Source organism: Paenibacillus sp. FSL H7-0737, from assembly GCF_000758545.1.
Lineage (GTDB): Bacteria > Bacillota > Bacilli > Paenibacillales > Paenibacillaceae > Paenibacillus_AQ.
Window position 1 is genome coordinate 5,289,623 of the sequence record NZ_CP009279.1, and the last position, 15,237, is coordinate 5,304,859.

13 protein-coding genes are annotated in these 15,237 nt (G+C 45.4%); all 13 read right to left on the bottom strand.

Features of this window, described 5'->3' with window-relative positions:
• Positions 1-296: 296 nt before the first annotated feature.
• Entirely contained in the window at positions 297-1,601 is a 1,305-nt protein-coding gene (locus H70737_RS23150) for a replication-associated recombination protein A (protein ID WP_042191079.1), read from the bottom strand.
• A 245-nt stretch (positions 1,602-1,846) separates the two neighbouring features.
• Entirely contained in the window at positions 1,847-2,128 is a 282-nt protein-coding gene (locus tag H70737_RS23155) for a CD3324 family protein (RefSeq protein ID WP_042191081.1), read from the bottom strand.
• Between the two features lie 395 nt (positions 2,129-2,523).
• Positions 2,524-4,707 (bottom strand): HelD family protein, encoded by a 2,184-nt coding sequence (locus tag H70737_RS23160; RefSeq protein ID WP_042191083.1) that lies wholly within the window; start codon positions 4,705-4,707, stop codon positions 2,524-2,526.
• Between the two features lie 130 nt (positions 4,708-4,837).
• Positions 4,838-6,136, bottom strand: coding sequence for an NCS2 family permease (locus H70737_RS23165; protein WP_042191085.1), 1,299 nt, complete (start codon positions 6,134-6,136; stop codon positions 4,838-4,840).
• Positions 6,137-6,374: 238 nt separating this feature from the next.
• Positions 6,375-7,130 carry a tRNA threonylcarbamoyladenosine dehydratase gene (locus H70737_RS23170; protein ID WP_042191088.1) on the bottom strand — a complete coding sequence of 252 codons (756 nt, stop codon included), beginning with the start codon at positions 7,128-7,130 and terminating at the stop codon, positions 6,375-6,377.
• A gap of 66 nt (positions 7,131-7,196) precedes the next feature.
• Positions 7,197-8,975 (bottom strand): aspartate--tRNA ligase, encoded by a 1,779-nt coding sequence (gene aspS / locus H70737_RS23175; protein WP_042191089.1) that lies wholly within the window; start codon positions 8,973-8,975, stop codon positions 7,197-7,199.
• Between the two features lie 81 nt (positions 8,976-9,056).
• Positions 9,057-10,310, bottom strand: coding sequence for a histidine--tRNA ligase (hisS, locus tag H70737_RS23180; RefSeq protein ID WP_042191091.1), 1,254 nt, complete (start codon positions 10,308-10,310; stop codon positions 9,057-9,059).
• Between the two features lie 197 nt (positions 10,311-10,507).
• Positions 10,508-10,633 carry a hypothetical protein gene (locus tag H70737_RS31515; protein WP_256716317.1) on the bottom strand — a complete coding sequence of 42 codons (126 nt, stop codon included), beginning with the start codon at positions 10,631-10,633 and terminating at the stop codon, positions 10,508-10,510.
• A 365-nt stretch (positions 10,634-10,998) separates the two neighbouring features.
• On the bottom strand, positions 10,999-11,448 hold the full coding sequence (locus H70737_RS23185) for a hypothetical protein (protein WP_042191093.1): 450 nt from the start codon (positions 11,446-11,448) through the stop codon (positions 10,999-11,001).
• A gap of 44 nt (positions 11,449-11,492) precedes the next feature.
• On the bottom strand, positions 11,493-12,002 hold the full coding sequence (locus tag H70737_RS23190; RefSeq protein ID WP_042191095.1) for a type 1 glutamine amidotransferase domain-containing protein: 510 nt from the start codon (positions 12,000-12,002) through the stop codon (positions 11,493-11,495).
• A 148-nt stretch (positions 12,003-12,150) separates the two neighbouring features.
• Positions 12,151-12,306 carry a hypothetical protein gene (locus H70737_RS30870; RefSeq protein WP_156113176.1) on the bottom strand — a complete coding sequence of 52 codons (156 nt, stop codon included), beginning with the start codon at positions 12,304-12,306 and terminating at the stop codon, positions 12,151-12,153.
• 161 nt (positions 12,307-12,467) lie between these two features.
• Positions 12,468-12,911: a D-aminoacyl-tRNA deacylase gene (dtd, locus tag H70737_RS23195; RefSeq protein ID WP_042191098.1), complete on the bottom strand. Its 444-nt coding sequence runs from the start codon at positions 12,909-12,911 to the stop codon at positions 12,468-12,470.
• A 21-nt stretch (positions 12,912-12,932) separates the two neighbouring features.
• Entirely contained in the window at positions 12,933-15,113 is a 2,181-nt protein-coding gene (locus H70737_RS23200) for a RelA/SpoT family protein (RefSeq protein WP_042194390.1), read from the bottom strand.
• Positions 15,114-15,237: the final 124 nt, after the last annotated feature.

The window sequence follows — 15,237 nt, forward strand, 5'->3', positions numbered from 1 at the left end:
TTCATGAAACATATCAAACATAGACTGTTATGATTATTAACACCATTAAGAATAGTACAAGTACTTCCATCGGAATTAAAACTTGTTTCTCCGTAACTTTGTAGTTCATTTTAATTAACTTATGGTAAATTATCAATCTTTTCCTATAAAAAAAATTCGTTCATGTGATTAAAAGTAACGCAGACAACAAAAAAACGGCTCTAGGCCGCCTTTTTTTGGAATAAATATTTTTTGTGTTACATTAAATTTATTTGCTTATTAACATTAAAATGGAAGATACTACAGTCACTGGTGGATTAATGTTCTCGTCGGAGTCGTTGGTTATGACGGATTTTAATTTCATTCCCTTGCTCGGTCGCTTGATAAAAGACACGCTGAGAAATCTCCTTAGGCAGATACTCCTGCTTCACATAATGCCCCGGAAAATTGTGCGGATATTGATACCCTTCATGCCCTAGAGCAGTAGCACCTTTATAGTGTGTATCACGTAAATGTAGCGGTACCTCGGCGGATTTAATCTCATCCATACTCGCCATTGCATTTGAAATAGCAGTATAGACGGCATTAGACTTCGGACTCTCCACCGCGAAAAGAATGGCTTGCGCAATGTTCAGCTTCGCTTCTGGCCAACCGTTATTTCTATAGGCTTCAAGCGCACTCACCGCTTGGACCATAGCCTGGGGATTAGCTAAGCCGATATCCTCACTGCTCGCTGCAATTAGTCGACGAATAAAAGTCATCGGGTCCATCCCCAATTTCTCTACCGCATACAGAAACCAGAACAAGGCAGCATCACTAGAACCTCGAATGCTTTTGTGAAAAGCAGATAGAACATCATACTGCGTCGATTCATCTGCCTTCACAATGGGGCGCCGAATCGACTCTTCCGCCACCTCCAACGTGATATGCACACTCCCGTCTACCTCTGGAGCAGTAGTTAACGCTGCAAGTTCCAGAGCATTTAAAGCCCGCCTGATATCTCCATTAGCCATGGTAGCAATATGCAGTAATGCTTCTTCATCGACCTGAAGCTCCATGAATCCAAGCCCTCTATCCTTGTCTGCTAAAGCTCTGCGCATCGCGACCAGACTGTGTTCACTCGTTAGCGCCTCTAGCTGAAACAAGGTAGAACGGCTCATAAGTGCTCCGTTAACGTAATGGAACGGGTTCTCCGTAGTTGCGCCAATAAATGTAATGGTACCTTTTTCTACTGCTGGCAATAGCGCATCCTGACGTGAACTGTTAAACCGATGTACCTCGTCCAGAAAAAGAATCGTCTTAGAACCGTAAAGTGTTTTATTATTTTGAGCTCGTTCAATGACCTCCCGCACATCCTTCACAGAAGCCTCCACCGCATTCAGGCGTACGAATTCACCTTGTGTGTGATGAGAAATGATATGAGCTAATGTTGTTTTGCCACATCCAGGAGGTCCATAGAGCAAAATCGAAGAGACCTGGTCTGCCTCGATCGCTCTTCGCAACAGCTTTCCCCGGCCTATGATATGTTCTTGACCAATATATTCATCCAGATTCTCCGGTCTCATTCGGTCCGCAAGCAACCTTCCGCTCCCGTTGTCCTCTCCCATAGAAAATAAATCCATAACTCCACTTCCTTGCTATATTCTTATAAAAGCCAATGTACATCTCCCATTATCATACCATAGACTTATTTTTCACAAAAAAAATAAAAAGAGCATGATCTCGTCTTAGAAAGGCGGGAGCCATGCTCTTTTTTCAAAATATACGAAAGTATAGGTTCCACGCTATACTTTATCCTTATTATTTCTCACATAAACGCTTACCGTCCTTATAGGGACGCCAAAGGCGTTTATGCTTGAACTGTACGCTAGCAATTTATTGCCAGCCGCATTTTTGATATGATTTTTCGAATGCTCTCTTCCGACAGATGATACTTCTTCTGAAGCTCTGCTACGGAATCGCCTTTTCGATGACAACTGAAAATTTCCTCATTGCGGTTTGCTATCTCTTTCCTCGAACCGCTGTTCTCGCCCCATCTAACCCGCTCTTCCGTTTTCTTCGGGATGTAGAGCAGTTCACCTTGGATGTATCCCTGAAGCTCTTTGAGCAAGCCAGGGGGGAGCACATCCTTCCCATTTACATAACTCAACTTGCATTTCCTCCTTCAACAGGTGTGTTCCTATGCGTCCGTCAACTACTGATAAAGTAATTTCCACGTCACCTGCCTCCTTTCTTCTCCTCATATTTGGAAAAATCCGTAATTTCATTATATAAAAACCTCTTGGTAGCGTCTACATTCTAATTCACATTTCGTAATCCTAATGAATAATCGGTACATATATCTCATGTTTTGAAATAAGGAGGCCTTACGGCCTCCTCGCTTTAAGCGGGTTTCCGTCTTAGACGGAAACCACCTCGTATACTGAAATCATTTCACTCAGCCTCCTTCCAGAAGTGTTCTTGCCCGGCCGGACACTTATTATTAAGCCATACCCGTAGGGGAGTTACAAGTTCAAAAACAGTTATAACTGTTCTCCACCAGTCTTAGTTCCCCTCAGAATCGCTTTCAACCGCCGTTTGCACATAGGAAGGCATTTCCCCATTATGGAGTAACCACAGCTCGTGAAGCGCTCGTGTACAACCTACATACATCAGCTTCGCATCCCATGCTGTCGCTCCGTAATGGTCTTGATCGGCATCTGCTAAGATGACCGCATCAAATTCCAAACCTTTAGATAAATACACAGGTAGTACCGATAATCCACCCTGATATTGCGTCATACTACCGTCGATCAGATGAATATCATCAAAATGCTGCTCTAGTTCAGCGTACAGCTCTGTGGCTTCACGTAGACTACGTGTCAGCACAGCCACCGTACGATATTCCCTTCCAGACAGGGACTTCAGTGCCGATTGTATAGTGCTCAAACGAGCATTTCCTTCAGCTTCCCGTTCTCCGACTATTTCTCCGTAGGCGATCATCCGAACAGGGTCACCACTACGAAAGACAGGAACAGCCAACAACGAACTTTCTACTCCCGAGGATAGAATTCCATTAGCGAAGTCTATAATTTCCATGGTTGAACGATAGCTGCGTGTCAACGCATGGTAAGCCGTGTTCTCAGGGGCAAATAAGGTCTGCATCTCTTCCCATGCGTGTACGCCTTTATAAGCGTGTATACCCTGCGACAGATCGCCTAGAATGGTAAAGGAATGTCCACGCACGTATAAATCCAGTACGGCAATTTGGAAGGGGGAGAAATCCTGGGCTTCATCGATCACCACATGATCAAAACGAGCGCCGCCTTCGTTCCCATTCAAAAGATAATAAATATATAACAGAGGTGGTAAATCCTCTTCACGTATAATCCCTTTTTTCAGCTCTTTTGCCGTTTCCTTCAGCACAGCTGCTGGAATATTCTCAGGTGGATCCACCGGCCAATCTTCCGGGACTTTAGCCGCACGAAAGATTTGCTTGTAGATCGTCAGCGGATCATACTTAGGCCATTTTGCACTGTATGCTTTTTCTCGTGCAGCACCTTTTTTCTTGCGATCCTTCATAGCTGCAGCTGAAGGACTCTTCTTCAGCTCCATCTCAATCCAGCGATGTATCCGTGCCATTACACGTTCCTTACGCTTCGCTGGCGGATAAGGAGCGTACTCCTCATTATGCCAGCGCAAGATCATGGAGCGGCGCAGTACAGCACCTTCCCATGGGATAAAATCACCCTCAGGTACCGAGCTGCTTTCCAATAGCTTGATGCTGGACTCTATTATTCCCATCAACACCGTAGAACCCTTGAAGCGTCCAGGTGTCTCTTCTGTAATCACAGGCATGCCGCCCGGAGTTTCGAACCAACGATTCATCGTCTCCGTAGCATCTTGCTCTGGAAGCTCCAGACCTAGTACATTTGCAGCCCAATCCGGGAAGGTGCTCTGGGCAATATTTCCTACACCAAGTTCAGGCAGTACATCCGAAATATAATCCAGAAACATTCGGTTCGGTGCAAAAATAATCATTTTTTCTGCAGAGACCTGATCTTTGTATTGATACAGCAGAAAGGCTAAACGGTGTAGTGCAACTGTAGTTTTACCACTTCCCGCTACGCCCTGTATGATCAATGCTGTATTTTTGGCGGCCCGGATAATCTTGTCCTGTTCCTCCTGAATGGTCGATACGATATCGCGGAGACGATTATCTTTGTTCTCACCCAGGCGATAGACGAGAAACTCATCTGACACCACAGGTGCGTCACTCTCCCGGTTGTACGTATCTGCGACCCGCTCCAGAATCTGCTTCCGGATCACCACGTTGCGCTTGAGGTATACCAGTCCTTCTATCAGCCCCTCAGGAGCTTCATAGGAGGCAGGCTCCGTACCACCGGTAAACGAATAGAACAGGCTTGCTACCGGTGCGCGCCAGTCGATGACTAGCGGACGGTCGCTTACCTGCTCGCGGTCTACGCCGATTTTGCCTATATAGAGTGCCTTCCGCTGCTTCTCATCATTGCCCTGAAAATCAAGCCGTCCGAAATAAGGCTCCTGCCGAAGCTTGGCAAGATCTTTGCGCTTCTGATCACGGTTCGCTTCTAACACCTGTTCCGTATAATCATGTCCCGTGTACACCGGAGTCTGGTTAAGTTTCTCCAGTAAGGTGTCAATCTCAGTAAGCGCTTGATTCAGCCTGTCTTCTTCCTCTTGATAGGCACTTTGAAAGTTGTCTTCCAATTTCAGTTACCTCCTAAAAGTTTATCGAGCTTAAATTTTCATTCTCCTCATTCCCTCTTCTCACGCAAAAAGGATACCCATTGTAGCATAATCAGCACTAAAATACCAAATCTTTCAAGCAAACATATGACTACAGCACAGCTTGCAAAATAAAGTTAGCTACAAATAAGCCCGCAATCCCATACAGCGCAGGAGGTACTTCCTTGCCCTTGCCCACCGCAAGCTTCACGATCGGATAAGTAATAAATCCAAAAGCCATACCATCTACGATGCTATAGGTGAATGGAATCATGACCATGATTAGGAAAGAAGGAAAGAGCTCTGTTAAATCTCCCAAGTCCATTTCACGCACATTCTGTACCATAAGCCCACCGATTACAATCAAGATCGGAGCGATAGCACTGTCTGGAATGTAGGAGAGCAGAGGGAGGAACAGGAATGTCGCCCCGAACAGCAGCCCTGCCACGAGTGAGGTCAGTCCCGAACGTCCACCTGCAGCAATACCTGCATTAGATTCCGCAGCGGCTACTACAGGACTGCTTCCGAAGAGACCTGCAGCGATATTGGCAATAGAGAGTGCTCGTAAGCTACTCTTGAAGCGCTCAGGACGCCCTGCCATCATAGTCTGTGAGGCGACTAGCCCAATATTTTCAAATACAACAATTAAGAGCAGTAAGAAAACAGCAATCCAGAACACAAGGCTCACTATGCCGCTCCAGTCCATTCCCAGAAATAAGCTTTCATATCCCGTAAATACATGACCGGATGCCTGCTTCTCAGGCGCGTGAGCCGCTCCCAGCAAGTAGGCTAGACCTGTACCAACCAGCATACTGATAAGCAAACCACCGTTGGTCCCACGGATAAACAGTACTAAAGCGAGTAACAAGGTTACACAGGAAGTGATAACTGCTGGATCGCTAAAATGTCCTATAGCAACAAACGTGGTCTGATGCGCAATCACAATCCCGCTTTTTTGCAGTCCTATAAAGGTCAGAAAAAGCCCTATCCCGACTGTAATGGCATGCTGTAGGTTTTGAGGAATCGCCTCACTTAAAATACGATAAAGCGATGTGAAGGCCACGATAGCGAATAACACACCGGTTATTACAACTACAGTAAGTGCCTCTCTCCAACCTAAATTCATTGAATGTACAAGTGTGTATGTGAAAAATGCGTTTATCCCCATCCCTGGTACCACGATGATCGGTGTCTTCCCACCGAAGGCCATCAATAGACAGCCTGTAATGGCAGTCAATAGTGTAGCCACCATTGCTGGTCTAAGCGGCATACCCGCGTCATGAAGAATGGTCGCATTCACCATCACAATGTATACCGAAGCAAAATACGAGAGGATCCCTGCAGCCCACTCCCGTTTCCAGTCATTCTCAGGTGCAAGCCCTACACTATTTCGCCAAAAATTTGATTTCATGTACAAAAACCTCCACTGATATTAAGTTCCGCAGGCGGATTTTACCCGGATAATAAGGCTTATAATCAACGGTTCATCCCGGTTTAACTATTATGCCTATTTGTGGTCTGCATCTTGCAGACCCGCCTGTTAACCACAACAAAAGGGCGTACGCAACTGGATTTCAGCTGGTCGCCCTTTTGGTCCATTTTACTACTACTATCGCTATAATTGAAACAGCTTCAGCTCAGCGATTCACTTACACGCTGACGCCTCCAGCCTCAAGCAAATCACGCACGGCAACACTGACCATGATCAGGCCTGCTACCGGCGGAACGAAGGCGTTACTAGCTGGTGGTTGTTTCGCTTTACGTCGATCCGGCGCATTCTCCGGAACGATCTTATCCGTAACATCCTGACGTGGCTTCATTGGCGGCTCCGTAGAGAAAACCACCTTCACGCCTTTCTTAATTCCTTCCTTACGCAGCTTCTGACGAATGACACGCGCAATAGGGTCATAAGTTGTCTTGGAAATGTCCGCTACCTGGAATCTTGTAGGATCCATTTTGTTGGCAGCGCCCATGCTTGAGATCATTGGAATTCCACGGGACAGACATTCTTTGATTATGTGAACCTTATAAATAATCGTATCCGAAGCATCAAGTACATAATCAGGTTTTAATTTGAACAATTCCTCATAGGTTTCTTCCGTATAGAACATGTTGAGCGCAATCGCTTCGCATTCCGGATTGATCAGCTTCACACGGTCTACCATCAGTTCAGCCTTCTTCTGCCCAACCGTAGTTGTGAGTGCATGAATCTGGCGGTTTACATTGGTGATGTCTACAGTGTCCTTATCTATCAGAATCAGTCTGCCGATGCCGGTACGCGCCAAAGCCTCAACTGCTATACCGCCAACACCGCCGATGCCAAGCACCGCTACCGTGCTGTTCTTCATTATTTCCAGACCTTCCGGTCCGATCGCCAGTTCCGTGCGTGAGAACTGATGTAGCATGAGGTTCAGCCTCCTTCAAAAGCTTTGGCGAAGCAGAAATCTGCCTCGCCCGCTTCGATTAGTTAATTATTCTTTTTCTTTCTTCGGTTTAAGTGCCAGCTTAATGTGCAACTGCTCCAATTGTGAACCATCAACTGGCGAAGGTGCATCCATAAGTAGATCTGTTGCACTTGCCGTTTTCGGGAATGCGATGGTTTCACGCAGATTTGTACGACCGGACAGCAGCATAACTAGACGATCTAAACCGAAAGCGATACCACCGTGTGGAGGTGTACCATATTCGAACGCATCCATCAGGTAGCCGAACTTCTCATAAGCAACCTCTTTCGTAAATCCAAGGGCTTCGAACATTTTCTCCTGTACTTCGCGTTTGTAAATCCGCATGGAGCCTCCGCCTACTTCATAACCGTTCAGAACGATGTCATAAGCTTGTGCACGGATCGCACCTGGATCTGTGTCAAATAGATGCAGATCCTCTTCACGTGGACGAGTGAACGGATGGTGTTCTGCTACATAACGTTTCTGATCTTCGTCATATCCAAGGAGTGGGAAGTCTGTAACCCAAGCGAACTTGAACACGTTATCGTCAATCAGACCGAGCTGACGTCCAATTTTAACACGAAGGGCGCCTAGAACGTCTGCTACAACCTTTTTATTATCAGCGGAGAAGAGGAGAAGGTCGCCTTCTTCAGCGCCTGTACGTTCCTTCACAGCCGCAATTTCTTCTTCGGAGAAGAATTTCACAATCGGCCCTTTGAATTCGCCGTCTTTCACTTGAATCCATGCCAAGCCTTTCGCGCCATAGCGAGCAGCATAAGGTCCAAGGTCATCGATTTCTTTACGAGTCCAAGTGCCACAGCCTTTAGCATTTAGACATTTCACTTCGCCGCCTTTTTCGATTACAGAAGCGAATACCTTAACACCGCTAGTAGCAACAATATCGTTCATTTCTACAAGCTCTAATCCAAAACGCAGATCAGGTTTGTCAGAACCGTATTTGCCCATAGCATCAGCATAAGTCAACCGTTGGAACGGAAGCTCAATATCTGCTCCTACAGTTTCCTTGAACAGACGCTGCATCAGCTTCTCCATCATACCAAGCAATTCATCTTGTGACAGGAATGAAGTCTCAATGTCGACTTGAGTGAATTCAGGCTGACGGTCAGCACGCAAATCTTCATCACGGAAACAACGAGCAATTTGGTAATAGCGCTCAACGCCGCCGACCATCAACAATTGCTTGTAGATTTGTGGAGATTGCGGCAATGCGAAGAATTCGCCTTCATGCACACGGCTTGGTACCAGATAATCACGCGCGCCTTCCGGTGAGCTCTTAGTTAGGATCGGTGTTTCTACGTCGATGAACCCTTCACTGTCAAGGAAATCGCGGAAGATCTTAGAAGCTTTCGAGCGAAGCAGCAAGGTTCTTTGCATCTCTGGACGACGAAGATCCAAATAGCGATATTTGAGACGCAGTGACTCGTCTACTTCCACACCATCTTCGATGAAGAACGGAGGTGTCTTAGCTGCGTTCAGCACTTCAATGTCCGTAATTTGCACTTCAATTTCACCTGTTGGCAGGTTGCGGTTAATGGTTTCCTCATCACGTTTAACAACTTTACCTTTAACAGCCAGGACGTATTCACTACGAACCTTATCAGCAATTTGTAAGGCTTCGCCAGAGTAGTCTGGGTTAAATACAACTTGTACAATACCGCTTCTGTCACGCAGATCAATAAATAATACGCCCCCAAGGTCACGGCGAGTCTGCACCCATCCGTTCAAGGTTACCGTCTGTCCAATATGTTCTGGTGTTAATTGTCCACACTGATGACTTCTTTGCATAATTTATCATTCCCCTTCATGGTTAAAAATACATTTTTAATCTTTCTCTATACAGTCACCATAAGACGTTAGTCAGATGGTCTAAACCAGTGCCTGACCCAGCTCATCCAGCTTCACGGTGCGTTGCTCCCCTGTATTCATCGACTTCACGGTAATTACACCATTCTTCAGCTCATCTTCGCCAAGAATCGCAGTATAACGTGCCGACATACGGTCTGCGGATTTCATCTGTGCCTTCATTTTCCGGCCTAGGTAGTCACGTTCTGCTGAGAACCCTTGGCTGCGCAGAATATATAGCTGCTTAGAGATTTCGATATCAGCTTCCTCACCGAGAGCTACGAAGTACACATCCAGTGGCTTCGCCGTCTCCAGCTCTACCTTCTGATCCTCCAAAATGAGGAGAATTCGTTCAAGTCCAATCCCAAAACCAATACCCGGTTGATCCGGTCCACCAATTTCTTCAACCAAACCGTTGTAACGGCCTCCGCCGCCCACGGTATCAATCGAACCAATACCTGCTGCTTTATATTCAAACGCTGTATGCGTGTAATAATCCAGTCCTCTTACAAGTCGAGGGTTAATGGTGAATTCCACACCCATGATATCAAGGTGCATCTTCACCTTTTCAAAATGAGTCGTGCACTCTTCGTCCAGACTATCCAAAATGGAAGGCGCATCTGTAAATTTATCTTGATCTACCTTACAATCCAGCACGCGAAGCGGATTACGCTCAATACGACGCTGACAGTCACTGCAAAGGGTATCCTTCATTGGTCTTAAGAAACCCAATAATTTCTCCCGATAAGCTGCACGGCTAGGTGCGTTACCGACAGAATTGATTTCCACTCTTACATCCTTAAGGCCAAGATCCTTATAGAATTGATAGCCTAAGGAGACTACTTCCGCATCAATAGCCGGATCCACAGCTCCAAAAGCCTCAATACCAAACTGATGGAATTGACGATATCTACCTGCCTGTGGACGCTCATAACGGAACATAGGTCCGATATAATACAGCTTACTTACATCAGGTTCACCGTAAAGCTTGTTCTGAACATAAGCTCTAACGACACCAGCCGTTCCTTCTGGACGCAGCGCCAGATCACGATCGCCTTTATCCTTGAACGTGTACATCTCGCCTTCTACAATATCCGTTGTTTCGCCTACTCCACGCTCGAATAACCCCGTATACTCGAACATCGGTGTACGGATTTCACGGTAATTGAAACGACGGCATAAATCTCTAGCCTTCCCCTCAATATACTGCCATTTCTCCACAGCTCCCGGAAGCACATCCTGCGTTCCTGTAGGTTTCTCGAATCTTTCTTTAGCCACAGTCTATCCCTCCTAAAAAATACCCCTCTAAATCTGCTCTCTTCATCACTTCATCATGCTAAACAAAACAAAAAATCCCCCGCCCTGTTTATAAAAAACAGGGACGAGGGATTATCATAACCAATAATACACCCGTGGTACCACCCACATTCCGGATCAGAACCATTCTGAATCCGCTCAAAGCGGTTAACGCCCGCCTACGCATAACGGCTACTGATAGCGGCAATATACATTGCCCACTTTCGCCGTACGTTCTCGGGGAGGTCATTCATTCGCTCATCAACAGAATCCTTGCAGCCAAGCAGAAACGATAGATCATCCATTGTACTGGATATCATCTGAATCTACAGGGGATTCCTCTCTGGAGTTGTGGGTCCTCGAATTACTTGTTCCCGTCATCAAAACCATATGATAAAATCGTATATTTTTAAATTCTACTGAACTACTGCGCTAAAGTCAAGGCAGGAAATGCGAAGATGAATAAAAAATTCGACAACTTTCAACTTTTGACCTTTAACTTCAACCGTTACAAAAAAATGACCTGCAGCCAAATGCTGCAGGTCCATCATCATATATTATTAAAAAGGGGGTCATGCCTTTATTATAAACACGCTATATTAAGGAAACATGTATGTAATATTACGATTATATTACATTCATGAAAGCGGTTTATTTTAATAGATTGTTGTTAATCAAATTGCTCTACAAATGCTCCTTTGCCCCGAAGGGTCTCCACAACCTCATTATAATTCTCTTCTGCAACACTTAGGTCCATCACATAACGAAGTTCACTTAAATCCCCATCTTCGAGCTCTCCATCTGCTACATCCGCACTAACCTGGTCTTCATCCACGCTATAATGGGTCTCAGGCTCATCACGCGTTTCGGAGGCGGCAACACCTGGGGCCAACATAGCTCCAGCTGCCGGAGTGCTACCCGTTCCAAGCGTCCCTACTGTACCTGCGGCTAACGTCGTATTACTAAACGGAGCTATCGGAAACAGAATTCTACGATCTTCCCCAATAGGGTCCGTGAGTGGCCATACCTCCAAGCCATCTACCTTGTAACTAATCAATGCTATTTTAGCACCTTCTGCTTCATTTTCCGTTCTAAAATATGCTTGGATTTTTCTGGTCATTACCATTACCTCCTTTAGATTATAAGACTCAGTGTTATAAATTGCTATTGCAGGACCTTCAATATTTCACGAACGAAGGCAGGCTCATCTTTCGGGGTACGCGAAGTAATGTAATTACGATCAACTACCACTTCTTCATCTTTAAACTCCGCACCAGCGTTCACAACATCATCTTTCAACGGAGGATAACAGGTGATGGTACGTCCTTTAAGCAAGTCTGCACTGATCAGAATTTGGGGTCCGTGGCAAATAGAAGCGATAGGCTTACCAGCTTCGTTTGCTTCTTTCACAAACTTCAAAATATCTGCATTTTGCCGTAAATTTTCTGGGGAAGAACCTCCAGGAATTACTATCGCGTCATAACTACCTGCTTGAACGTCAGCTATAGCTTTATCGGTTGCGTAGGAGACTTCCTTCTTTTTGCCTAGTAAGGTCTCACCCTTCTTTAAACCAATAATGTCAGCTTGATGTCCTGCCTTTATAACTTCATCGTAAGGGACCTTCATCTCAGAATCTTCAAAATCATTAGCTAGTAAAAATGCAACATTACTCATGTGATAAGTTCTCCTCTCTGCTTGTGCAAATGAATAGGTACTTATTTATCTTTCTTGTCGTCTATTACCCTTCTCACAATGATTTCTAACCTCTAATCAGAAAATATCCCCGGTTAACCGCATCAAAAAGCCGCCTCCACCACCCATTTCAGGTACGCGGTAAGAGATTACGGCTTCTTCCTTTGATCACTTGAGATTCAATATCATCTTCCGTCTTTTTGGCTAATGCATAGGCTTCTACAGGACTCCCTGTCGCTAGTGCCGGGATACTTCTCCATACCCATGCCTTCTGTGAATGTCTCATTACTAAGCTCCTTGCATCGTGCGAGATAACTGTCTACCTTTAGTTTATCCAGCTCCAAGAGGCTCTATCCGCGCAAGTATCTTACTCACAGCTCATCCACAATAAAAAAAGATGTCGAAAGTTAGCTCCGCTAGAAGCAATTTTCGACATCTTTTTTTTCATTAACTGCGGCTATCTAAAATGAGAGTAACCGGGCCCCAATTGGTCAGCGACACATCCATCATCGCTCCAAAAATACCCGTCTCCACTTGAAGGCCTCCAGCTCTAAGCTCTTGGTTAAAGTAATCATAAAGTCGTTCGGCCTCCGCGGGAGCTGCTGCTCCCATGAAATTCGGCCGTCTCCCCTTACGACAATCCCCGTATAAAGTAAACTGGGATACTGAAAGAATTGCTCCCTCAGTCTCTGTGACACTGTAGTTCATTTTACCAGCATCATCTTCAAAAATTCGTAGTCCTGCTATTTTATCCGCCAAATATTTGGCATCCTTTTCTGTATCCTCATGCGTAACGCCAACTAGCAGCATTAAGCCTTTGCCAATTTCTCCGGTCACTGCCTTATCCACGGTTACTTTGGCGTCCTTACAACGCTGTACTACAACTCTCATCGTACTACTCCGCTCCTTGCCCTATTGCATGATCCGATTCACTGTATATACATCCTTGACTCGTTTCACTTTATCTACAACGGATTGCAGATGTTCCGTGTTACGAATGAGAATGGTCATATGAATCATTGCCATTTTATTCTTGTCAGAGCGCCCAGTGACTGCAGAAATGTTCGTTTTACTCTCGGAAACTGCCTGCAGCACTTCATTGAGCAGTCCATTACGATCATGACCTGTAATCTCAATATCCACACTGTAGTTTGCTTCCATCGTACCTTCCCATTCCACTTCAATCACCCTTGCTGCTTCTTCTCCGTCACCTTCACTCGGAATGTTAGGACAATCCTGGCGATGTACAGATACACCCCGGCCCCGTGTAACATACCCTACAATGTCGTCACCCGGTACCGGATTACAACATCGTGCAAAACGGACAAGTAAATTTTCAATTCCCTTTACACTAACACCATTGGTCGGTTGATTACGTTTTTCGCCGGAAGACTTGATCTCCTTCATCTCTGAAGTAAGCTCTAAATGATTAGCAGCTTCTTCCTGCTCTTTGCGCAGCTTTTCCGTCAGACGGGAAGCAATCTGCGAAGCGGTAATCCCACCAAATCCAACAGCAGATAGCATATCCTCAACATCGTTAAAAGCAAATTTCTTCGCTGCTTCTAAAAGCTTATCATCAGAAATCCATTCAGAAACCTCGACATTCAGACGCTTCAGCTCACGTTCAATCGCTTCGCGACCTTTTTCGACATTTTCCTCACGTTTTTCTTTTTTGAACCATTGCTTAATTTTGCTTCGCGCATGTGAGGATTGAGCAATCTTGAGCCAGTCGCGGCTTGGTCCGTACGAATGCTTCGATGTCAGTATCTCTACAATATCGCCCGTCTTCAACTTGTGATCCAACGGTACGATCCGCCCATTCACCTTAGAACCAATCGTACGATTACCCACTTCCGTATGAATACGGAATGCAAAATCAAGTGGTACAGAACCCGCAGGAAGCTCAATAACCTCGCCTTTAGGCGTAAACACGAACACAAGATCCGAGAAAAAGTCCATTTTGAGTGATTTTACGAACTCTTCGGCATCCTTGGCCTCATGCTGAAGCTCCAATATTTCGCGAAAAAAAGGCATCCGATTCTCAGGATTCACATTATTGCTGGTTCCTTCTTTGTATGCCCAGTGTGCTGCTATCCCGAATTCAGCCGTGCGATGCATTTCCCAAGTGCGAATTTGCACTTCGGTTGGCTCTCCGCCAGGACCTACCACTGTAGTATGCAAAGATTGATACATATTGGCTTTGGGCATAGCTATATAATCTTTAAATCGACCTGGCATTGGCTTCCAAAGGGTATGAATAATTCCGAGGGTTGCATAACAATCCTTGATATTATCCACAATGATACGGATGGCCAGCAGGTCATAGATCTCATTAAACTGTTTGTTTTTCGTACTCATTTTGTTATAGACACTGTAGATATGCTTCGGACGACCTGAAAGATCACCTTCAATGCCCATTTCATCCAGCTTGGCACGAATACGGCCAATTACGCTGTCGATAAATTGCTCACGTTCAGCCCGCTTCTTATGCACTAGATTAGCAATGCGATAATACTGCTGCGGATTCAAGTAACGAAGCGCAATATCCTCCATCTCCCACTTAATCGCGGAAATCCCCAAACGATCAGCTACAGGACAGAAAATCTCCAGCGTTTCATAAGAAATACGTCGCTGGCTCTCTTCAGATTGATACTTTAACGTACGCATATTATGCAGGCGATCCGCTAGTTTGATAACGATGACCCGGATATCCTGCGCCATCGCAATAAACATCTTACGGTAATTCTCGTTCTGCTGCTCTTCCTTTGAGCGAAAACGGATGCGTTCCAGCTTAGTTAAGCCATCGACAAGCATCGCGCAGGTATCGCCAAATTTCGCGCGGATTTGTTCCAATGAGACCGTCGTATCTTCCACAACATCATGCAAAAGCGCCGCAACAATAGATATAACATCCATTTGCATATTGACGACAATATCTGCCACCGCCAGCGGATGCAGAATGTATGGCTCCCCCGACTTGCGGATCTGCCCGTGATGAGCCTGATCGGCAAATTCATAAGCTTCCCGGATGCGGAGAAGATCTTTATCTTTTATATAGGCGCCAGCCTTATCAATTAATCGCTCTATGCCCATTCTCGTCGTATCCGTTTCCTTTCTATAATAAAATGAACCCGCAATCATTCTGAAATCTGCAGGTTCCAATCATTTCGCAAGCAACTTACGCTCTTGTTCAAAGTTGTCTATAATTATGACGCTT

Coding starts and splice junctions, on each gene's coding strand:
- H70737_RS23150 (WP_042191079.1), bottom strand. CDS start 1,601: ATGGATTTATTTTCTATGGGAGAGGACAACGGGAGCGGAAGGTTGCTT.
- H70737_RS23165 (WP_042191085.1), bottom strand. CDS start 6,136: ATGAAATCAAATTTTTGGCGAAATAGTGTAGGGCTTGCACCTGAGAAT.
- H70737_RS23170 (WP_042191088.1), bottom strand. CDS start 7,130: ATGCTACATCAGTTCTCACGCACGGAACTGGCGATCGGACCGGAAGGT.
- aspS (WP_042191089.1), bottom strand. CDS start 8,975: ATGCAAAGAAGTCATCAGTGTGGACAATTAACACCAGAACATATTGGA.
- H70737_RS31515 (WP_256716317.1), bottom strand. CDS start 10,633: ATGGATGATCTATCGTTTCTGCTTGGCTGCAAGGATTCTGTTGATGAG.
- H70737_RS23185 (WP_042191093.1), bottom strand. CDS start 11,448: ATGACCAGAAAAATCCAAGCATATTTTAGAACGGAAAATGAAGCAGAA.
- H70737_RS23190 (WP_042191095.1), bottom strand. CDS start 12,002: ATGAGTAATGTTGCATTTTTACTAGCTAATGATTTTGAAGATTCTGAG.
- H70737_RS30870 (WP_156113176.1), bottom strand. CDS start 12,306: ATGAGACATTCACAGAAGGCATGGGTATGGAGAAGTATCCCGGCACTA.
- dtd (WP_042191098.1), bottom strand. CDS start 12,911: ATGAGAGTTGTAGTACAGCGTTGTAAGGACGCCAAAGTAACCGTGGAT.
- H70737_RS23200 (WP_042194390.1), bottom strand. CDS start 15,113: ATGGGCATAGAGCGATTAATTGATAAGGCTGGCGCCTATATAAAAGAT.